A 19,882-nucleotide genomic window follows, 5' to 3' on the forward strand; every position below is an offset into this window, starting at 1 on the left:
AAGTCCCGCCCAACTTGACCATCTCGCCTGCGGCTTAACTACGCGGCATTGGCGCTAAAGCGCCGGGCTTGCGCAACGGGCACCACTGGCGGTGACGACCACCTGCTGCGGCGCCCGCTGCAACGGCTGGCCGAGGCCCGCACCGGCTCGTCGTACCTCTACGAGTTCGCCTGGCCCTCCAACCGCCCCCGACTCGGCGCCTGCCACGCCCTGGACCTGGGCTTCGTCTTCGACACCAGGGACGTGCCGGACTCGGCCCGGCTGGCCGGCGCGGGCGCCCCGCAGGAGCTGGCCGACGAGATGCACGGGGCGTGGGTCCGCTTCGCAGCCACCGGCGACCCGGGCTGGGAGGCCTGGGACGCGACCCACCCGGTCCGTGTCCTCGGCGACGGCGAACCCCACACGGTCTCCGGCCTCCGGGACCGCGAGTTCGCGCTCTGGACGCCCCCTGCCGTGCCGCACCCCGAACGGGCCGCAGAACTGGCCCTGGCCGTGCGCCGGCTGCGCCGCTCAATGGCCGCCGTGCGCCGCCACTGAGTCCCGTACGACCACATGCGTGCCGAGGAGCAGATGCTCGCCGGCCGACTCCCCGCCGTGCCCGAGCGCGGTCCGCACGGCGAGCCGCCCCAGCTCCTCGTAGGGCACGTGCACGGTGGTCAGGGCCGGGTGCAGATCACGGGCGAACGGTATGTCGTCGTACCCGGTCACCGACACGTCCCCCGGCACGTCGAGCCCCGCCGCGTGCAGGGCGGTCAGCGCTCCGGCGGCGACCATGTCGGTGGCGGCGACAACCGCGCTGAACTCCAGCTTCTGCGCGAGCGCCTGCCGCATCAGCCGGTGCCCGGAGTCCCGGGTGAAGTCCCCGTGGAGCAGGAGAGCGGGGTCGGGCTCAAAACCCCTGGTCCGGTGGGCGGCGAGATAGCCGCGCTCGCGCCCCATCGCCGTCGTGTGGTCCCGCTTCCCGCCCAGGAACAGCACCCGCCGATGGCCCTGCGCGAGCACATGGGCGACCAGGGCGTGGGCGCCGCCCTCGTTGTCGTACTCGATGACCGTGACCGGCGCGCCGGGGCCGAGCGGCGGCCGCCCGCACAGCACCAGCCGGGACCCGGCCGAGGCGAGCGAGTCGGCGGTACGGCGGGTCCGCTCCCGGTACTCGGGCGTGTCCGCCGCCCCGCCGACGAGAATCACGGCGGCGGCCCGCTGGGCGCGCATCATCCCGATGAACTCCAGCTCGCGCCGCACATCTCCGTCGGTGCTGCAGACCAGACTCAGATACCCGAGCCGGGCCGCCTCCCGCTCCACCCCGTGCGCCATGTGCGCGAAGGAAGGCCCGGTGATGTCCTCCAGGACGAACGCCAGCGTCGGCGTACCGGCCCCGGCGACGGCCTTGGCGCGGGCGTCGGCGACATAGTCCATCTCACGGACGGCCCGCAGGACCCGGGTACGGGTGGCGGCGCTGACCGGGTAGACGCCGCCGAGCACCCGGGAGACGGTGGAGGCGGAAACCCCGGCACGGGCGGCGACATCGTGGATGGTGCTCCGCCCGGCGCTCCCGCTCTTCCTGGTCAACTCCACCGTTCCTAGGGACTGAGCGGGAGTGAGTCCTGTTTCCAGGACTTGTGCTCAGCCGAACACCCCGAACGGTGGTGGGTGTTCTGGTCGCCCGCGTTCGCTCCGCGTCCGGCGCCGACGGATCGTGTCCGTGGTCCGGGGATGCGGGGGCGGGGTCCCTCGGGTCCCTCACGCCCCGAGGCTGCCGGTCCGGCCTGGACGGTCCGATGCCCGTGCCCATCGCTCTGGTGGGTACGGGGCGGTGTCGTCCGTCGCCGGATCGGGTGCCCGAGGGCGCGCCGTCCGATCGCCACGGCGGCCGCGTGGTGCCGCGTGGTCTTGCGCCTGGTACTGGTGAGGGGTTTCTGCCAGTGCTGGGCACCCCACCGGGAGGTGTAGGCGGGGTCGACGGCGACCAGGGGGATGGCGAGTTCGGCGGCCATGGACACGAGCCGGGCGCGCAGCCGGGCGACGGGCATGCCGGAGATCAGGTGGCGGAAGGCCTTGCGGCGGCCGTGCTTCTCCCTGGTCGTTTCGGCGGTGAAGTCCAGGTCCTCGATCGCGATCCCGAGGCCGAGCCGGGCCGCCCAGTGCAGGAGGCGGATGAGGGCGTGGCGGATCCGCGCGTCCCGGTGGGCGGCGGTGCCGGTGAGGTCGTAGTCGAAGCGGCGCGGGGCGCCGACCGGGTTGCCGTGCGCATCCAGCCGCCAGGCCGCCAGATGATCGGCGTTCATGTCCACACCCACCAGGCCGCGCGCGCGGGCGGCGGTCAGGGGCACGGTCTTCACCGGGGGGATGGTCCAGGAGGCGGTCAGGTACCAGCGGTCCTGGTCGGTGTCTTCGTGGATGCGGTAGGCCACGGCCCGGTTCGCCTGCACGCGGTCACGCCAGGCAGCGCCCCGGTGCGCGAACGCCACGCGGGCGGCCAGGACGTACCGGCCATGCGGGGCATTGGCCAGGTGGGCGAGCGGGGCGGGCAGCCTGATGCTCACCTCGCCGTCGGGGCTGACACGGATCGTCTCGTTGCCGTACCGCTTCCCGGACTCGCCGTCGGCTTGCAGGAAGCGGCGCGCGGCCTCCCACCGACGGCGCCACGCCTCCTCGGTGAGGTGGGCGGCGTCGAGGTGGTGTCGGGTGGTGAGCAGCCGCTTCCCGCCGCGTACGACCCGTACCCGCCCGGCCGCCCAGTCGGCCCGCTCCTGTGCCAGCCGGTCCTCCAGCACCCGCAGGCGGCGGGTCTTGGCGAACCACTCGCTCTTGCTGCGGTAGCCGCCCGCCGAACGCTTCGCACCCTTCTCTCCCAGGGACAGCGACAGCCGGTGCCGGACCGTAGCGATCCCGGCCTGGAGTTTCTGGATGTGCGCGGCTTGGCCGCGCCGGGCCAGCCCCCACTGATCATGTGTGGCCTTCGTGATACTGCCCGCCCACCGCGACGACGACCGCACGGTCAGCTCCCGCTTACGCTCGGCCCACCGGTCGGCATCGTGCGCCGGCCCGGCCGCGCACCGTGCCGTCAGATCGCGGGAGGCCAGGGAGCCGAGGTGGCCGCCGACCAGCCGCAGCACCTCCACGTCCCCGGCGGTCAGTCCCTTGAGCCGGTCACGCACCGCGACCCCAGCGGGGCCGGGCACCACGAACGGAACCGCCACCTCACGCAACCCGCCCACCCCGCCACCCCCTGGCCCGGTTCGGAAAACCCGTCTCCCTACGAAACGACCACCACAGGCAAAGGTCACGCATTCGAGGCGAGAACCCCCGTTCCCTTCGGCAACCCATGGCACACCACAGCGGGGACACTAGCGCCCCTTCAGGGGCGCGGGACAGTGTCAATTTGCGGCTCCGCCGCGTGAGCGACCAGCCCGGAACGGCCTGAAGTCGCCCACCCAGCGAACCATCTACGGCGAATGGACTTCACACCACCCGGGCAATCCCACTGATCGCCTCCGGCCCCACCCGACAACACCCCCCGATCAACCGAGCCCCCGCATCCCGCCACCCCTCCACCTGCCCGGCGGCAAACGTCGACTCCCCGGTCCACGCGCGAGCCTCCGCATCCCAGACCTCCCCGCTGTTGGGATAGACGACCACCGGCTTCCCGGTGACCTGTGCCGCCACCTCGACGGCGGCATCCACGTTCTCGGGCGCGCAGCAGTTCACGCCCACGGCGATGACCTCGTCCACATCGGCCGCCAGGGCGAACGCCTCCGCCAAGGGCTGCACGGCGCGCGTCCGCCCACCCGCCACGCTGTACGACAGCCAAGCCGGCACCCCCAGCCCCCGCACCGCCCGCAGCAACGCCTCCGCCTCCTCCGCGTCCGGCACGGTCTCCAGCGCGAGCACGTCCGGTCCCGCCCCGGCCAGCACCTCGAGGCGCGGCCGATGGAACCGCTCCAGCTCCTCGACGCTCAGCCCGTACCGCCCCCGGTACTCGGAGCCGTCCGCGAGCATCGCCCCGTACGGTCCGACCGAGGCGGCCACCCACAATGGCCGTACGATCCCCTCCGCCCGCGCCCGCCGTACCGCGTCCCGCCCCAGCTCGACGCTGAGCGCAAGCAGCCGCGCGGCCTCGTCATGGCCGATCCCGCGCTTGGCGAAGCCCTCGAACGTGGCCTGGTAGCTGGCGGTGATCGCGACGTCCGCGCCCGCCCTGAAGTACGCGAGGTGCGCGTCGCTGACCGCGTCGGGCCGGTCGGCCAGCAGCCGCGCCGACCACAGCTCGTCGCTCAGATCGTGTCCGGCGGAGGCCAGCTGGTTGGACATACCGCCGTCGAGCACGACCGTCCCGGCGGCGAGGGCGTCGGCGAGGCTGGGGGAGTTGTCGCTGGTCATGCCCCCGACGCTAGTCGAACCGGCATCGAACGACCGACTGTCTCCACCATATGACCAGAGCGCCCATCATGTGGACGGCAGGTTGCCCCGGTCGACCTGCGCGAGCCCGCGGGCGGCGAACACGGCGAGGTCCTCGCCGCCTGGGTATCGGCCGGGACACCCCCGGCTGCGTGGTCGCCACCCTGGGACGGCCACGGCTCCTCGTCCCGTTGCCCACCCGGACGCCCTCTCGGCACTGACCCCGGACCCCGACCGCCTGCGCGCCGCCTGCGACCGACTGGCCCTGTTGGGCTGCTACCTCTACTCCGCCCCGACCCGGACGGCCGAGTGGCGGCCCGCATGTTCGCCCCGTCGATCGGCGTCCCCGAGGACATCGCCAAGGCCAACAGCATCGCCTGTCTGGCCGCTCACCCCGCCCGCGGGGGCCTGCCACGGGTCACCGCCGACGTGGGCGACTCCCTCGGCACCCCGTCGACGATCACCGCGGTCATACGCCACGACACGGACGGCCCGGAGATCCTCGTGGGCGGTGCGGCGGGGAGCACCCGCCGACCAGCGCCGCGGCAGGCAACGTTCGCGACGGGGCGAACGTTGCCTGTTGCGGCTAGGCAGTGTTCCTGGTTTGGATTAAGGCGTGAGGTCCCGGTGTCCCGGGAACTCACTGGTGATGAATGGGAGTTGGTCGAGCCGCTCCTGCCGGTAGGCGGGTTCGGCCCGTACCCCGAGCGGCTGCGGCAGCAGTTCGAGGGTGTGATCCGGCGGTTCCGCACCGGCAGCCCCTGGCGGGACATGCCGACCGAGCACGGCGCCTGGCAGACCGTCTGCCACCGGTTTCTTCAGTGGCGGGACGAGGGCGTCTTCGAACAGCTGATGGACGAGATGATCGCCGAGGCGGCACAGCGGGGGCAAGTGGACCTGTCGCTGGTCAGCGTGGACTCCACAGTGGCCCGCGCCCACCACATCACGCGGCCGGGGTGGTGGTGCGCGAGAAGGTCCTGGCTGCCCTCGAAGAGGCCGTTGCCGATGAAAAAGGGGCCGGGTGCAGGGACAAAAGGCGCAGGACGCCTCGGGCGACGGCGAGCCCGGCGGCCCTCGGCGGGATGAGCGGCGACGACTGCGGCGTAGGCGCCGGGCCCGACTGAAGGCTGCTCGGCTGGGTCGCTCGCGCGGTGGGCTGACCAGCAAGGTCCACCTCGCCGCCGAGCGTCGCTGCCGCCCGCTGTCCTTCGAGCTGACCGAGGGGCAGGCGGCCGACAGCCCCCGCTTTATTTCGGTGCTGCAGGAGGTCAAGGTCCGTAGCCCGGTAGGCCGTCCGCGAACCCAGCCCGATGGCGTAGCCGGTGACAAGGCGTATTCTCTCGCGCCAACCGCGCTGACCTGCGCAGGCGCCGCATTCGAGCGGTCATCCCAGAGAAGGCCGACCAGGCCGCCAACCGCAAGAACAGAGGCCGGCGGGGCGGGCGGCCGGTCTCCCACGACACCGAGCTCTACCGCGGCCGCAACACGGTGGAGCGCTGCATCAACAAGATCAAAGCGTGGCGCGGACTGGCCACTCGATACGACAAGACACCCGAGAGCTACCTGGCCGGACTCCACTTACGCGGCGCGGTCATCTGGCTCCGAAGCCTCCGCCCCGCGACATGATCCGAAGCAGGGCCATGCAGAGGAGTTGTATCGCAAGCTCAGTGGTCTCGCTCGATCGCCTGGACGCAGCGGGCCAGCAGTGCTCGGAGAATGTCCTGCTCCTCGGCGGTGAACTCGTCTGCAAGGCGGCGTTCGATGCGCACCGCCTCGGTATCGGCAGCAGCAAGGGCATGCTGGCCGGCCTCGGTGAGCCGGGTCTCGAGGACCCTCTGGTGCCAGGGGTGCGCCGTCCGCTCGATAAGGCCGCGTGTCTGCAGGGTCTTGAGCACCCCGGTCATGGCCTGCGGGGTGACCAAGCAGTCGCGGGCCAGCGCGGCAGCGGAGATCCCGGGGTGCTGAGCGAGGGCCAACAGGGCGGCGTACTGGGCGACGGTCAGGTCGGCCGTGCGCACGGCGCTGCTCTTGGCGGCCATCAGCACCTGCTCGGCCCGTTTGATGTCCAGGCCGAGCCGACCCTGCGGCATCATCTCCATGCGCTCAGCCTACCGACCCTTGAGATGAATCAAGACTGGAATATATATAAAGACATTGATATCCCTGGAGGCATGCATGAACACACAGCTACTCCGGGCGACCTGCGCGGAAAGACGGTCCTGCTGACCGGGGCCACCCAGGGGATGGGGCTCCACCTCGCCCTGCTCCTGGCAGCCCGCGGCGCCACGCTGCTGCTCCACGGACGCGACCAGCAGCGGCTTGCAACGGCCACCGACGAGATACGGGCGCAGGCCCCGGAAGTCTCGGTGCGTACCTACCGGGCCGACCTGGCCGACCTTGAGCAGGTGAGCGCTCTGGCCGACGCCGTCCTCGCCGCCGAGCCGCGGCTCGACGTATTGGTCAACAACGCCGCCGTGGGCGGTGGTATCGACCCGACCGTTCGGCAGACAAGCCGCCAGGGCCACGAACTGCGGTTTGCCGTCAACCACCTGGCGCCGTACGTTCTCACCCGCCAGCTCCTCCCGCTCCTGGTCGCCTCGGCGCCCTCGCGGGTGGTCAACGTCGCCTCGGCTGGACAGATGCCCATCAATTTCGACGACGTGATGCTGGAGCGCGACTACGACGGAGTGCAGGCGTACTGCCGCAGCAAGCTAGCCCTGCTCATGGCCACCTTCGATCTGGCAGCCGAGTCGGCGCCCCACCAGGTCACCGTCAATGCACTGCACCCAGCCCACCTGATGGACACCTCCATGGTCCGGCAGAGCGGCCTTACCCCTGCCTCTGGCCTCGACGACGGCGCTCAGCCGACGCTACATCTCATCGCTGACCCAAACCTGGCAAACACCACAGGACAGTACTTCGACCGGTACGACAATCAGCCCGCACACCCACAGGCATACGATGCGCAGGCCCGCGCCCGGCTAGCAGTACTCACCACGAACCTGACCGCACCGTTCCTTGTATGAGTGCTTCTGCGCCGCGCAGGCCCGAGCCTCAATGAGACGCAAGCCGCTGCTCAACCCCGGCGATCAAAATCCCGCCGCAGCACTCCGCGACAACGAACCGAGTCACCGAGCGTCGAGGAGAAAAAAACACTGCCTACCGTTGAGCCATGCCTGAAATGACCCTCCCGGACACCGAGGCCCGCGAGGTTCTCGGCGCGGCCGGAGCCGTCTTCGAACCCCTTGTCCACAACCCGAAGAACGGTGTCAGCGGCGGCGTGTGGCGGGTGAGCGCCGGTCACCGCAACGACGTCGCGCTTCTGGTCAACGGGCTCGGCGTCAATCATCCTGAGGTGATCCGCTCGGTCGCCGCCGCCGAGGACGTTCCGCTGGTCGACCTGACGGCGAAGACCAAGGCGCTCGTGGAGTCCCTCGGCGTGGAGGGCTCCAAGGCGCTGTACCTGTACGACGAGAACAAGGACAACACGCACACCTCCGCGTACGGCGCCACCGTCTACGCGGGCCTGGTGCGTGACGAACTGCTCGCCCGGCACCTGGTGCCCCGGGGCACCGTGCGGGTTGGATGAGCCCCTGGGGCGTCCCGACCGGAACCGGGGCGCCCCAGGTTCGAACGGTACGAGGTTCGGCACAAGGTCCGGCACGAAGTCCGGTCGAGCGAGAAAGGGCACCGATGCAGCTGCCTCCCGAGGACCACGGTCCCAGCCCGCGCACCGGCTTCACCCGCGCCCACTGGGAGGCCGCCGCCGACGCCCTGCTCGCCGCCGTCGAGCCCTACGCCACCCCGGACCGCGCCCTCTACCACCTCCCCGGCGACCACCAGAGCTCGTCGGGACACCTCTCCGACGGCCTGGAGGGCTACGCCCGCACCCTGCTCCTCGCGGCCTTCCGCCGTGACGAGACCGACCTCCAGCGGTACGCGGACGGGCTCGCGGCCGGTGTGTCGGGCGTCTGGCCGCGCATCGAGGACCGCGGCCAGCCGCTCGTCGAGGCCGCCTCGATCGCCCTCGCCCTGCGCCTGACCCGCACCCTGCTGTGGGACCGCCTCGACGACGGGGTACGACAGCGCGCCGCGAACTGGCTCGCCGACGCGCTGACCGCCGAACCCTGGCCCTGCAACTGGGAGTTGTTCCCGGTCACGGTCGGCGGCTTCCTCGCCGAGATCGGTCATGAGCCGGAGGCCGCGCACAAGGCGGTCGACCACGGCCTGGCCCGCATCGAGGAGTGGTACCTCGGCGATGGCTGGTACACCGACGGCGACGGCCGCAAGTTCGACTACTACAACGGATGGGCGATGCACCTCTACCCGGTGCTGCACGCCTGGCTGGCCGGCGACGAGCAGCTGCTCGACCTGTACGGCGGCCGCCTCGAACGCCATCTCGCCGACTACGCCCGGCTGTTCGGCGGTGACGGCGCGCCGATGCACCAGGGCCGCTCGCTGACGTACCGCTTCGCGACCACGGCCCCGCTGTGGCTGGGCGCGCTCACCGGCCGTACGCCCCTGGCCCCCGGGGAGACCCGGCGGCTGGCCTCCGGAGCGCTGACGTACTTCCTGGACCGGGGCGCGGTGGACGAGCGAGGCCTGCTGACCCTCGGCTGGCACGGCCCCGACCCGGCCGTCCTGCAAGGCTATTCGGGCCCCGCCTCCCCGTACTGGGCGAGCAAGGGCTTCCTCGGCCTGCTGCTCCCCACGGAGCACGAGGTATGGACGGCGACGGAGGAACCGGGCCCGGCCGAGCGTGCCGACGCGGTCACGCCGATCGCCCCGCCCAACTGGCTTCTGCAGTCCACCAGTTCGGACGGAGTGGTCCGCCTCCACAACCACGGCAGCGAGGACGTCCGCTACGACCCGTACTACACCCGGCTCGGCTACTCGACCGTGACGCAGCCCTCGGGGTCGTACGACAACAGTCTGATCGTCGGCGGCGATCCGAGCCGGACGCACATCGAGCCGCTGGGCGTCGGGGAGGGGTGGGCGGCCTCCCGGCACACGGCCGCTTCGGGCGCTCGCGTGACGAGTGCCGTGCTGGTGCGCGGGGCCGTGGAGGTACGGGCCTTCCTGGTCGCCGGCGCGGAGACCGGGACGCCGGTGCGGGTGACCGGATGGGCCGCACCGGAGGGACTCCGGGCCGAACTGCTGCCCGCCGTGGGCCTGGACGACGCGCTGACCGGGGTCACGGGGGAGGACGCGACCCTGTTCGTCGCGCTGATCAGGCTCACCGGCGCGGCGGACGTCGTGCCGGTGAGCGAGACGGTGACGGTACGCGCCGAAGGAGACCGGGAGCTGACCGTCCAGTGGCACGCGGGCCCCGGTCTGCGGGTCCGCTGGCAGGGCGACGGAGTGGACGTGGAGCACATCGCGCAGGGCTGAGCCGCGTCGGGCATGATGCGGCTCATGGGGTGGAGGCGACCTTGAGGTCGGGGGTCGTCGCCGCGCCGGCGGTGACGTACCAGGCGCCGGCCGGCAGACCGGCGGCCGCGAGGGACCCGATAGCGGGCTTGCGGAAGGCGTGGACGCGGCGGTGACGTGTGGTGCGTGATGCGGAGGTCATGCCTCCCGGTTGCCGCCGGCAAGGGGAAGGTTGCCCTGTTCCGACGCGGCCGCGGCGCGGAGCGGCACCGCCTTCCTGATCGGGGTGCCGAGGGCGGCGAGGGCGGTCAGTGTGCAGCAGACACCGGCGACGGCGGCCACCGGGGCGGTGCCGACCCGCTCGGCCGCCCAGGTGAGAACGGCCGCGCCGGCCGGCGCCAGGGCGTACTGGAGCGTCCAGTGGGCCGAGGTGACCCGGCCCAGGAGAGGTTCCGGGGTGATTTCCTGGCGCAGGGACATGGAACAGGTGCCCGCTATCCCCACACAGGCCAGGTAGACCGAGCACAGGACGGCCACGACGGGCACCGTGCGCACCCAGCCGAGCCCGGCGAAGGCCAGTCCGCACACCGCCGTCGAGGCGATCCAGGTCGGCCCGAAGCCCAGCCGCCGCCGGAGCCGGGCGACCAGCAGTGCCCCGGTGATCGTGCCGGCCGCGCCGATCGCCAGCACCGTGCCGACCGTGCCGTCGTCGTGGCCGAGGTCGTGCCTGAGGTGGTAGATGACCAGGTCGTTGATGCCGAGGCTGAGGAAGCTGAAGACGGCGAGGAGCCCGGTGACCGACCGCAGTACGGGGTGGCGGACGAGGTACCCGACCCCGGTGCGCAGGTCGCGCCACACGCCCCGCTTCCCGGTCGGCCGCTCGTCCCCGGCGCGCTCCCGGACCCGTACGAGGAGCAGGAGGGCCGCCGAGACGGCATAGCTCGCCGCGTCCACGGCCACCGCGTCGGCCGGCCCCGTCCGGGCGGCCATCAGACCCGCGCCCAGGGGACCGAGGACACCGGCCGCCGCCGCGGTGGCGTTGACCCTCCCGTTGGCCTCCGTGAGCCGGGTGACCTCGACGAGCCCGCGAACGACGGTGACGTATCCGACGGCGAAGAGCATGCCGACGGCCTCGCACAGCGGCAGGACCACGTACAGCAGCCAGAGGTGCGGCCCGGCGAGCCAGACGACCGGGACCAGACCGTAGAGGACCATGCGGACCAGGTCGCAGGCGATGAGCAGCCTGCGCCGGTCGACCCGGTCGACGATCACTCCTGCGAAGACCGCGGCCAGCACCATCGCGACCCCGCCGACGGCGGTGAGCAGGCCCATCCGGGCCACCGAGCCGGTCGCCTGGAGGACCAGCAGGGGAAGCGCGATGAGACTGAAGGAATCGCCGAGGACGGACAGCGTCTGGGCGAGCCAGAAGAACCCGAAGTCCCGCTGCCGCCACAGCGGTTGCCCGGCCGTCGCGTCCCCGGCGCGTGCCGCCCGCTCCGCCCGCCGCGCCGCGTACGTCACGGCTCCCCCTTCCGTGTCCCGGCAACCCTACGCCGACCGCGTCCCGTTAATATCGCCTGGACCCGCCACCACCGTGAACAGGGCCGCCTCCAGACGCGGACCTCGACGCTTGCGGCCACGCTGGGGGACTCCCTCGTTCCGTACACGACGTACGGCCGGCCGGCTCGGGAGGCCGACCGGCCGCGGATACGCCACGACGGTCGCAGAGCGCCGACGAGCCCGGCAATGGACTAATGGACCCGCGAGGTCGGACCATTCGATCACCGGGAGGCGGACGCGGTACGGCCGGTGCGCACCCCGCCGCGCTGCCCCACGGACCGCAGCGCGCCCTCCAGCGCGAACGTGGCCGCGCCGAGGCACACCGGGTCGGTGGGGATGGGGGAGAGGACGATCTCGGTGGCGGCGAACGGCCGCCGGAGCGCATGCCGCCGGACGGCCTCGCGGACCTCGTCGAGCAGCGGTTCACCGAGCCTGCGGGCCACCCAGCTGCTGAGCACCACCAGTTCGGGGTTGAGCAGGTTGACCAGGTTGGCGACACCGGCGCCGATGTACCGGGCCGTGTCCCGTACGACCTGGACCGCTACGGCGTCACCGGCCGCCACGCCCCGGGCCAGCGCGTCGACGGTGGCCGTCTGGTCTTCGGGGTACAGCAGCGGGCTGTGCGGGCTCGACTCCCGCAGATTCAGCATGATTCCGGGCGCGCCGACATATGTCTCCACACAGCCGTGGTTGCCGCAGTGACACGGCCGCCCGTCCAGCACGAGCGTCGTGTGCCCCCACTCCCCGGCGCTGTTGCTGACGCCCCGGTGCAGTCCGCCGCCGAGGGCGAGCCCGGCGCCGACCCCGGTGCCGAGGTTCACCACCACCGTGTCCCCGCGCCCGCGTGCCGCCCCGAACCACTGCTCGGCCACCGCGCAGGCGCGCAGCGGATTGTCCAGGTACAGGGGGTAGGCGATGTGTTCGGAGAGCAGGTCGAGCAGCGGCACGTCGTGCCAGTCCCAGTTGGGCGCGTACTCGGCGATGCCCGTGCCCCGGTCCACCTGCCCGGGCACGCTCACCCCGACGCCCAGCACCCGCGCCCCCTCGACCCCGGCCTGCGCCACCACCGAGCCGACGGCGGCGGCGGCATGGCCGACCACCTGCTCGGGCCGGTGCTCGCCCGGGCGCATGTCCTCCTCGGCGCGGGCCAGTACGTTCAGCGCGAGGTCGAACAGCTCGACATGGACGTACGTCTCCGCGATGTCGACGCCGATCAGCGCGCCCCCCGACGCGTTGACCGCCACGAGTCCCCGGGGCCGCCCGCCCGCCGAGTCCTCGAAGCCGACCTCCGTGATCATCCGCAGTTCGAGCAGCTCGCCGACGAGCGTGGCCACCGTGGCCAGGCTCAGCCCGGTGACGGCCGCCAGTTCCTGCCGGGAGGTGGGAGACTCGGCGATGATGTGCCGCAGCACCTCGTAGCGGTTCGCGGTGCGGATGTCACGTGATGTGTGCTTCACACGGCGCAAGGCTATGGGCTGCGGGATGTTTTCGACAAGGGATTAGGAAAAGGGCTGTATTAAGTCCGGGGCGGGCGCGGGCCCGGTCCGGCCGGGAATGCCGTCGGTCACGCGCCCAGGACATCCTGTACGAACGGATTGGCGAACTTCCCCTCAGGGTCCAGGGTCCGGGCCAGCGCGCGGAAGTCGGCCAGGCGCGGGTAGCGGCCACGGAGCACCTCGCCGGGGACGGTGTACACCTTGCCCCAGTGCGGACGCGGCTCGAAGGGCTCCAGCGCCTCCTCGAGCCGGCGCACCGCGGGCAGCACGGCCGCCAGGTCGTCGACCCAGGTGAAGTGCAGGGCGACGGAGTCCCGGCCGTGGGCGGGGCTGAGCCACTGCGGATCGGCGGCGATCGTCCGCACCTCGCAGGTCTGCAGCACGGGGGACACCGACTGCCGGATGCCGTCGACCGCATGCAGTGCGTCGACGGCTGTCGACCTCGGCAGCAGATACTCCGACTGGAGCTCGTCGCCGCTGCTCGGCGTGAACTCCGCCCGGAAGTGCGGCAGCCGCTCGTGCCAGGGCCCCGGCACCCCGAACTGCTGGGTGCAGTTGCCCGCCGGCATACCCGGCACCGGGTGCATCGGCTCCGCCGCGGGCGCGGCCCAGCCGAAGTCCACGGCGGGCTGGTCGGTGCGCCGCTTCACCCACACCTGCCTGAAGCCCGGCTCCCGCCAGTCGGTGAACAGGCTCACGCTGTACCCGGCCCCCGACACGGCCGCGAAGTCCAGCCCCGCCAGCGGCAGTTCGACGTGCACCGACTGCTCGACCTCGTACGCCGGTTCCAGGTCGAGGGTGAGTGCGGTGACGATCCCGAGTGCGCCCAGTGAGGTCACGGCGCCGTCGAAACGGTCGTCCCCGCGCGCGACGGTGGCCGTCGAGCCGTCGGCGAGGACCAGCTCCACCTCCCGGACGGGCGCCGCGAGCGACCCGTTGGCCACGCCCGAACCATGTGTGCCGGTGGCCACCGAGCCGGCCACCGAGATGTGCGGCAGCGAGGCCATGTTGGGCAGTGCCAGGCCGTGCGCGTGGACCGCGCGGGCCAGTTCGGCGTACCGCACCCCGCCCGCGACCCGGACCGTGCGGGCCGCCGTGTCCACCTCGACCACCGGCGGCAGCCCGGCGATCGAGACCAGCAGACCCTGCGGACCCGGGTCGGCGATGCGGTTGAAGGAGTGCCCGCTGCCCAGCACCCGCACCCGCGTACCGCTCGCCACCAGCGACCGGAGCGCGTCGAGCGAGTGCGGGCGGTGGAACTCCTTCGCCGTGTACGTGACGTTGCGCGCCCAATTGGTGACCGTCTGCGCCAGATCCGTCATCTCTGCCGTCCCATCCCTGTCGTCCTCCGGAGAGTGCGTGTGCATTGACCCTCTCATTCGCCGAGACCTACGGTAGAGACCGGTTGCTATCCGTGCGTCACCGAGCCGGAAGGTCACTTCCTTGCCCGAGCGTCCCCAGGCAGTGTTCGCCATGACAGCCCAGAACGTGCCGCATATCTTCCCGCCGGAGGTGCTCGCGCGACTGCGCGAGTGCGTAGAAATCGATCCCACTGTGGTGGTGGACGATTTCACCGAGCCCCGGGTACGGGAGACGCTCGCCCGCACCGAGGTCCTCATCACCGGCTGGGGCTGCCCGACCCTGGACGCGGCAGCGCTGGACGCGGCGCCCGCACTGCGCGCGGTGCTGCACGCGGCCGGCTCGGTCAAGGGCTTCACCACGCCCGAGGTCTGGCGGCGCGGCATCGTCGTCTCCTCGGCGGCCGCCGCCAACGCGCTGCCCGTCGCCGAGTACACCCTCGCGATGATCCTTCTCGCCGGGAAGGACGTCTTCGCCTTCCGTGACCTGCTGCGCACCCGGCGCACCTACCCGTACGGCGGCATCGTCCCCGGCATCGGCAACTTCCACCGCCGCGTCGGCATCGTCGGCGCCTCCCGCATCGGCCGCCGGCTCATCGAACTCCTGCGCCCCCACGACCTGGTGGTGAGCCTCGCCGACCCGTACGTCGACGAGTCGGAGGCCGCGCGGCTCGGCGTCCCCCTGCTGCCGCTGGACGAGCTGCTGCGCACCTCGGACATCGTCACCGTGCACGCCCCGCAGACCCCCGAGACCCGCCATCTCGTCGGCGCCCGCGAACTCGCCCTGATGCGGGGCGGATCGATGCTGATCAACACCTCACGGGGCTCGCTCGTCGACCACGACGCCCTGGTCGAGGAGCTGCGCACGGGCCGCCTGAACGCGGTCCTCGATGTCACCGACCCCGAGCCGCTGCCCGCCGACTCCCCCCTGTTCGACCTGCCCAACGCCTTCCTCACCCCGCACCTCGCCGGCTCGCAGGGCAACGAACTGGCGCGGCTGGGGCTGACCGTCGTGGCGGAGGCCGAACGGCTGCTGGCCGGAGACGGTCTGCTGTATGCGGTCGACCACTCGGGACTCGAACGGGCCGCGTGACGGCCGTCTCGTAGGCTGATCCGAACACATGACGAAGGGGAGCCGAGCGGTGGCGAAGAGGACGCAGCCGGCGCCGAACGGGGACGCCTCGACGGTACGGGACGTGGCCGCGCGGGCCGGGGTCTCCGCATCCACCGTCTCCCGGGTCCTGGGCGGCACCTACCCGGTGGCCGCCACCACCCGCGCCAAGGTCCTGAAGGCGATGCGTGAGCTGGACTACGTGGTCAACGCACACGCCCGCGCGCTCGGCGGCGCCACCAACAAGACGGTCGCCTTCGTCGTCGACGACGTCACCGGCCCCTTCTACGCGCACATCGCCCGCGGGGTCGAGGAGCAGGCCTCGGCGGAGGGCCGGCTGTGCATGCTCTGCACCACCCACGGCGACCCGCGGCGCATCCTCGACGTCGTCGAGACCATGCGGGAGCAGCGGGCCGACGCGGTGATCGTGGTGGGCGGCGCCCTGGAGGACAGGGCATACCACGACCGTATGACCCACTTCGCCCACGCCCTGGACCGCGCGGGCTCCCGGCTCGTCCTGGTCGGCCGCCCGCCGCTCGGCCCCGGCGTCCCGGCCACCGTCGTCGACTACGACAACGAGGGCGGCGCCTTCGCCCTCACCAGCCACCTTCTCTCCGGCGGCCACCGGCGCATCGCCTACCTCGGCCGCGTCCCCGGCCTGTCCACCAGCGCCCAGCGCATCGCCGGCTTCACCCGCGCCCATGAACTCCTCGGCCTCGCCCCGGACCCGGACCTGATCGCCGACGGTGTCTTCTCCCGCTCCTGCGGCTATCAGGCGACCCGTGACCTCCTCGCCTCCGGACGGGATTTCACGGCGGTCTTCGCCGCCACCGACATGATCGCCACAGGGGTGATCCAGGCCCTGCGCGAGTCCGGCCGCCGTATCCCCGACGACATCGCCGTGGCCGGGTACGACGACATCCCGGTCGCCCGGGACGTCTACCCGACGCTCACCACCGTCCATGTGCCCCAGGAGGAACTGGGCCGCGCGGCGGTCCGGCTCGCCCTGCACCGCGACGACCTGCCGGACGGCCAGCATCTGGTGCTGGGCACGCATGTGGTGCTGCGCGAGTCGACGCGACGGGCCGGCGGCAGCTGACAGGCGGCGGCGAAGCGGCGAACACCTCCGAACCGGGACATGCCACGCGCCGTGAGGGGACCCGGCACGGCTGACGAACGAGCGGGGGCATACCGTGAGGAGTCGAACGCCTGAGCCGGGAGGAGACACGGGATGGGCAGCCGTACCACGCTGGTCGAGGATCTGATGGAGAGGTTCCCGCACGTACCGAGGGAAGCCGTCTTCAAGGAGGACCTGCTCCGGGGCGGTGTCGCCTTCGACCCGTCCGCCCTCAGCGACAACGAGAACGGCGAGGTCAAGCCGAAGTCGTACTTCATCTTCTCCTTCGACCACGGCACCCTGCCCGAGCTGGGCGAGGCCGCGCTGCGCCGGCCCCCGGAGGAGATCATCCTCACGGGCGGCCCGTACGACTTGCGCCGGACCGTGGTGTCGGTGCGTGTGAACCCCACCTCGCCGTATCGAGTGGCCGCCGGCGAGGACGGGCTGCTCGGGCTCTACCTCGACGGCAAGCGGATCGCCGACGTCGGGGTGCCACCGATGCCGGAGTACTACCGGCACAAGCTCGCCAACGGGAAGTCCGTGATGGAGGTCGCCCCGACCATCCAGTGGGGCTACCTGATCTACCTCACGGTCTTCCGGGTCTGCCAGTACTTCGGCGCCAAGGAGGAGTGCCAGTACTGCGACATCAACCACAACTGGCGACAGCACAAGGCCGCCGGGCGACCGTATACAGGCGTCAAGGACGTGGAGGAGGTCCTGGAGGCGCTGGAGATCATCGACCGGTACGACACCGCGAAGACCTCCACCGCCTACACGCTGACCGGCGGCGCGATCACCAAGACCGTCGCCGGGCGCGACGAGGCCGACTTCTACGGGCACTACGCCAAGGCCATCGAGGAGCGGTTCCCGGGGCGGTGGATCGGCAAGGTGGTGGCCCAGGCGCTGCCGCGTGACGACGTCCAGCGCTTCAAGGACTACGGCGTGCAGATCTACCACCCCAACTACGAGGTCTGGGACCGCCGGCTGTTCGAGCTGTACTGCCCCGGCAAGGAGCGCTATGTCGGCCGCGACGAGTGGCACAAGCGCATCCTCGACTCCGCCGAAATCTTCGGCGCGCGCAATGTGATCCCCAACTTCGTGGCCGGCGTGGAGATGGCCGAGCCCTTCGGCTTCACCACGGTCGACGAGGCGATCGAGTCCACCACCGAGGGCCTGCGCTTCTTCATGTCGCACGGCATCACGCCCCGCTTCACCACCTGGTGCCCCGAGCCGACGACACCCCTCGGCAAGGCCAACCCGCAGGGCGCCCCGCTGGAGTACCACATCCGCCTGCTCCAGGCCTACCGCCAGACGATGGAGGACTTCGGCCTGTCCTCACCCCCCGGCTACGGCCCGCCCGGACCCGGCAACGCCGTCTTCTCCGTCAGCTCCTTCATGGACAGCCTCGCGGCGGAGGAACCGACGAAGGTGTAACTCCCCTCGGGCCACCGGACACAGGAGGGCGTCAGGCAGGCTGCCGACGCCCTCCGAGGCGTTCCCGCAGGCGTCGGCCGGGGCTCGACCGGGCCGGCGGCGCCCCGGTTCGGACTGCGGCGACCGCGCTTGCCTCCCGGGCATCGACAGGAGAGGGATCGAGGAGGACGGTGAGTCGGAATGCGGTCGCGGTCCGTACAGGAGGCCGGAGTTGTGGGCCACGGTGGACAAGAACACCCTGAGGCGCCGCGGTTGACGTGATGCCGGGGGCCGGTGGTATGGGTGACGGGGAGGATCCGTGGCACGACCGCCGGTAACCGGTTTTGAATAGGCCGCTTGTCAGTTGTGCAGGAGACGTGAAAGGCTCGGGGCCTGCCGCGAGGGTTCCCCTCAACTCCGTTGCCGATGTGGTGAGTTGACCTCGCTTTCGATGCAGGAGACCCATGCCCGACCTGCCGATCCCTCAGGACGCCGCCGAGGCAGCGCTGTTCTCCGAATGCTGGGACGCGGTGCTCTCCTACGCCGACCTGTGCACATCCGGCTCTCTGACGGCCAATCAACTGGCCACCGAGGCCTTCGCGCTCGGTGTGCGCGAAGCCCGAGACACCGACTTCACCCCCGCCCGAGGCGCCGCACGGCGCGCCGCCCGGCTGCCGATGATCCCGCTGTTGCTCACCGCCGTCCGCAACACGGCGGCCAGTTGGGAGACCGACGGGCTGGGCCACAAACTCGACCCGGACCTCAGGCTGTGGCTCAACTCCGAGAAGGCCGCACGTTATGCGGGTCTGCCGCTGCAGCGGCCCGTCGCGCTGCGCGGCCTGCGGGACATGCAGGAGGCGGACGCCTCACTGCTGTGGCTGGCCGAGGTGGAGGCGCTGCCGCTGCCCTCGGTGGCGCGCCGGCTCCGTCTCGACCCGGCCGTCACCGCCCAGGAGCTGGAGCAGGTGCGCGCCCTGTTCCGGGACCGCTGCCACCGGGCCCACCTCGACACGCCCATGGCCGGCGAGTGCCGCAGTTACGCCCGGCTCCTCGACGCGGTCACCCGCTCCGCCGCCGCCGACACCCCCGAAGACCTCTCCCGGCACCTCGCCACCTGTGTGCAGTGCGCCGAGGCCGCCGCCTGTCTGCGGCTGCACGGCGGCGGACTGCCCGCGGCGCTTGCCGGCGGGGTCATCGGCTGGGGCGGCCTCGCCTACCTGGAGCGCCGCCGCCGCGCGGCCGAGGTACGGCTCGGCGCGGGCCGCCCGGACGCCGGCGACCACGACGGCGGCGACCCCGGGGAGGGCACCGGCCGGGCCAGGGTGCTGCGCCACGGGCTGCTCGGGGCGGCCGTCATGATCTCGCTGGTGGCACTCGGCGTGTCGATGATGCCGATGGGCAGCCGCTCCGGCGACGACACGGCCACCGCCTCCCACGACGACCGTCAGCCGGTCGCCGACCCCACCGCCGTGCCCCCGTCCCACGACCCGCTCCCCACCCGCACGGCCTCCGCCGCGCCCTCCTCGTCCTCCCCGTCCTCCTCGGTCACCGCCGGCCGGCCGCGCGACAAGAACCCCGACCCGGAACCCCAGGGCACCTCCACCGTCACGGCGGGCACCGGCCACGGGGCCACCGGCTCCGCCTCCCCCACCGCGTCCGCGGCGGCCACCTGCCAGGTCTCCTACGACCTGGTCAACCAGTGGACCGACGGCTTCCAGGCCACCGTCACCGTCACCACCACCCGGGCCCTGGCGGACTGGCGGCTCCAGTGGTCCTTCCGCGACGGCCAGAAGGTCACCCAGATGTGGGACGCGAACGTCAGCCAGAGCGGCGGCCGGGTCACCGTCGACGCCGCCGACTACAACCGGGCGGTCTCCCCGAACGGCAGCCTGTCCTTCGGCTTCCTCGGCACCTGGAGCGGCAAGAACTCGTCACCGTACGCCTTCACGCTGAACGGCGGCTCCTGCTCGCTGAGCTGAACTGAGCAGAGGCGACCGCACGACCAGCCGCCGGGGGACCCGGGAGCGCGGGTCCGCCCGGCCGCCGGCCGACTGCCCGT

At 72.0% G+C, this 19,882-nt stretch carries 14 protein-coding genes and 3 pseudogenes; 9 read left to right on the forward strand and 8 right to left on the reverse strand.

Annotated elements, in window-relative coordinates; all coding sequences use genetic code 11:
* Positions 1-96: 96 nt before the first annotated feature.
* Positions 97-537 (forward strand): annotated as a pseudogene (locus ABZ396_RS37955) (carboxylesterase/lipase family protein); the annotation flags it as partial.
* Here the strand turns inward: ABZ396_RS37955 and ABZ396_RS37960 are convergent.
* From ABZ396_RS37960 to mmuM, 3 genes are all read right to left on the reverse strand, one after another.
* A complete protein-coding gene (locus tag ABZ396_RS37960) occupies positions 511-1,569 on the reverse strand; it encodes a LacI family DNA-binding transcriptional regulator (RefSeq protein WP_358926685.1) in 1,059 nt (352 codons plus the stop codon). The pseudogene ABZ396_RS37955 and the gene ABZ396_RS37960 sit on opposite strands and share 27 nt — an antisense overlap.
* An 11-nt stretch (positions 1,570-1,580) precedes the next feature.
* Complete coding sequence (locus ABZ396_RS37965; RefSeq protein WP_358926684.1) at positions 1,581-3,218, reverse strand: IS200/IS605 family accessory protein TnpB-related protein; 1,638 nt, start codon at positions 3,216-3,218, stop codon at positions 1,581-1,583.
* 244 nt (positions 3,219-3,462) lie between these two features.
* Positions 3,463-4,380 carry a homocysteine S-methyltransferase gene (gene mmuM / locus ABZ396_RS37970; RefSeq protein ID WP_358926683.1) on the reverse strand — a complete coding sequence of 306 codons (918 nt, stop codon included), beginning with the start codon at positions 4,378-4,380 and terminating at the stop codon, positions 3,463-3,465.
* Between the two features lie 645 nt (positions 4,381-5,025).
* Between mmuM and ABZ396_RS37975 the strand changes: the two are divergent.
* A pseudogene (locus ABZ396_RS37975) lies at positions 5,026-6,024 on the forward strand (IS5 family transposase).
* Between the two features lie 38 nt (positions 6,025-6,062).
* Here the strand turns inward: ABZ396_RS37975 and ABZ396_RS37980 are convergent.
* The gene (locus ABZ396_RS37980) at positions 6,063-6,497 is read right to left on the reverse strand and encodes a MarR family transcriptional regulator (protein ID WP_358926682.1); all 435 of its coding nucleotides are present in this window, start codon (positions 6,495-6,497) and stop codon (positions 6,063-6,065) included.
* A gap of 72 nt (positions 6,498-6,569) precedes the next feature.
* Between ABZ396_RS37980 and ABZ396_RS37985 the strand changes: the two genes are divergently transcribed.
* The 3 genes and pseudogenes from ABZ396_RS37985 (at position 6,570) to ABZ396_RS37995 (ending at position 9,789) form a co-directional block, all read left to right on the forward strand.
* Entirely contained in the window at positions 6,570-7,424 is an 855-nt protein-coding gene (locus ABZ396_RS37985; RefSeq protein WP_358926686.1) for an SDR family NAD(P)-dependent oxidoreductase, read from the forward strand.
* A 290-nt stretch (positions 7,425-7,714) separates the two neighbouring features.
* Positions 7,715-7,987 (forward strand): annotated as a pseudogene (locus ABZ396_RS37990) (carbohydrate esterase); the annotation flags it as partial.
* A 104-nt stretch (positions 7,988-8,091) separates the two neighbouring features.
* Positions 8,092-9,789 (forward strand): DUF2264 domain-containing protein, encoded by a 1,698-nt coding sequence (locus ABZ396_RS37995; protein ID WP_358926681.1) that lies wholly within the window; start codon positions 8,092-8,094, stop codon positions 9,787-9,789.
* 22 nt (positions 9,790-9,811) lie between these two features.
* Here the strand turns inward: ABZ396_RS37995 and ABZ396_RS38000 are convergent, their stop codons facing one another.
* From ABZ396_RS38000 to ABZ396_RS38015, 4 genes are all read right to left on the reverse strand, one after another.
* Positions 9,812-9,970: a hypothetical protein gene (locus tag ABZ396_RS38000; RefSeq protein WP_358926680.1), complete on the reverse strand. Its 159-nt coding sequence runs from the start codon at positions 9,968-9,970 to the stop codon at positions 9,812-9,814.
* Entirely contained in the window at positions 9,967-11,289 is a 1,323-nt protein-coding gene (locus ABZ396_RS38005) for an MFS transporter (protein WP_358926679.1), read from the reverse strand. Before ABZ396_RS38005 ends, ABZ396_RS38000 begins: the two co-directional genes overlap by 4 nt.
* Positions 11,290-11,549: 260 nt before the next feature.
* Positions 11,550-12,794, reverse strand: coding sequence for an ROK family transcriptional regulator (locus ABZ396_RS38010; protein WP_358926678.1), 1,245 nt, complete (start codon positions 12,792-12,794; stop codon positions 11,550-11,552).
* Positions 12,795-12,892: 98 nt separating this feature from the next.
* On the reverse strand, positions 12,893-14,146 hold the full coding sequence (locus tag ABZ396_RS38015; RefSeq protein WP_358926677.1) for an FAD-binding protein: 1,254 nt from the start codon (positions 14,144-14,146) through the stop codon (positions 12,893-12,895).
* A gap of 121 nt (positions 14,147-14,267) precedes the next feature.
* On the opposite strand from ABZ396_RS38015, the gene ABZ396_RS38020 reads away from it, so the two are divergent.
* The 4 genes from ABZ396_RS38020 to ABZ396_RS38035 all read left to right on the forward strand — a co-directional run bounded on the left by ABZ396_RS38020 (position 14,268) and on the right by ABZ396_RS38035 (position 19,802).
* Positions 14,268-15,275 (forward strand): hydroxyacid dehydrogenase, encoded by a 1,008-nt coding sequence (locus ABZ396_RS38020; RefSeq protein WP_358926676.1) that lies wholly within the window; start codon positions 14,268-14,270, stop codon positions 15,273-15,275.
* A 49-nt stretch (positions 15,276-15,324) separates the two neighbouring features.
* Positions 15,325-16,392 (forward strand): LacI family DNA-binding transcriptional regulator, encoded by a 1,068-nt coding sequence (locus ABZ396_RS38025; protein WP_358926675.1) that lies wholly within the window; start codon positions 15,325-15,327, stop codon positions 16,390-16,392.
* A 132-nt stretch (positions 16,393-16,524) separates the two neighbouring features.
* Positions 16,525-17,844, forward strand: a complete 1,320-nt coding sequence (locus tag ABZ396_RS38030; RefSeq protein WP_358926674.1) for a radical SAM protein — start codon at positions 16,525-16,527, stop codon at positions 17,842-17,844.
* A gap of 443 nt (positions 17,845-18,287) precedes the next feature.
* A complete protein-coding gene (locus tag ABZ396_RS38035) occupies positions 18,288-19,802 on the forward strand; it encodes a cellulose-binding domain-containing protein (protein WP_359186887.1) in 1,515 nt (504 codons plus the stop codon).
* The last annotated feature ends 80 nt before the right edge of the window (positions 19,803-19,882 follow it).

This window comes from Streptomyces sp. NPDC005866 (assembly GCF_040629895.1).
GTDB lineage: Bacteria > Actinomycetota > Actinomycetes > Streptomycetales > Streptomycetaceae > Streptomyces.

Coding starts and splice junctions, on each gene's coding strand:
- mmuM (WP_358926683.1), bottom strand. CDS start 4,380: ATGACCAGCGACAACTCCCCCAGCCTCGCCGACGCCCTCGCCGCCGGG.
- ABZ396_RS37980 (WP_358926682.1), bottom strand. CDS start 6,497: ATGGAGATGATGCCGCAGGGTCGGCTCGGCCTGGACATCAAACGGGCC.
- ABZ396_RS37985 (WP_358926686.1), top strand. CDS start 6,570: ATGCATGAACACACAGCTACTCCGGGCGACCTGCGCGGAAAGACGGTC.
- ABZ396_RS37995 (WP_358926681.1), top strand. CDS start 8,092: ATGCAGCTGCCTCCCGAGGACCACGGTCCCAGCCCGCGCACCGGCTTC.
- ABZ396_RS38000 (WP_358926680.1), bottom strand. CDS start 9,970: ATGACCTCCGCATCACGCACCACACGTCACCGCCGCGTCCACGCCTTC.
- ABZ396_RS38015 (WP_358926677.1), bottom strand. CDS start 14,146: ATGACGGATCTGGCGCAGACGGTCACCAATTGGGCGCGCAACGTCACG.
- ABZ396_RS38030 (WP_358926674.1), top strand. CDS start 16,525: ATGGGCAGCCGTACCACGCTGGTCGAGGATCTGATGGAGAGGTTCCCG.
- ABZ396_RS38035 (WP_359186887.1), top strand. CDS start 18,288: ATGCCCGACCTGCCGATCCCTCAGGACGCCGCCGAGGCAGCGCTGTTC.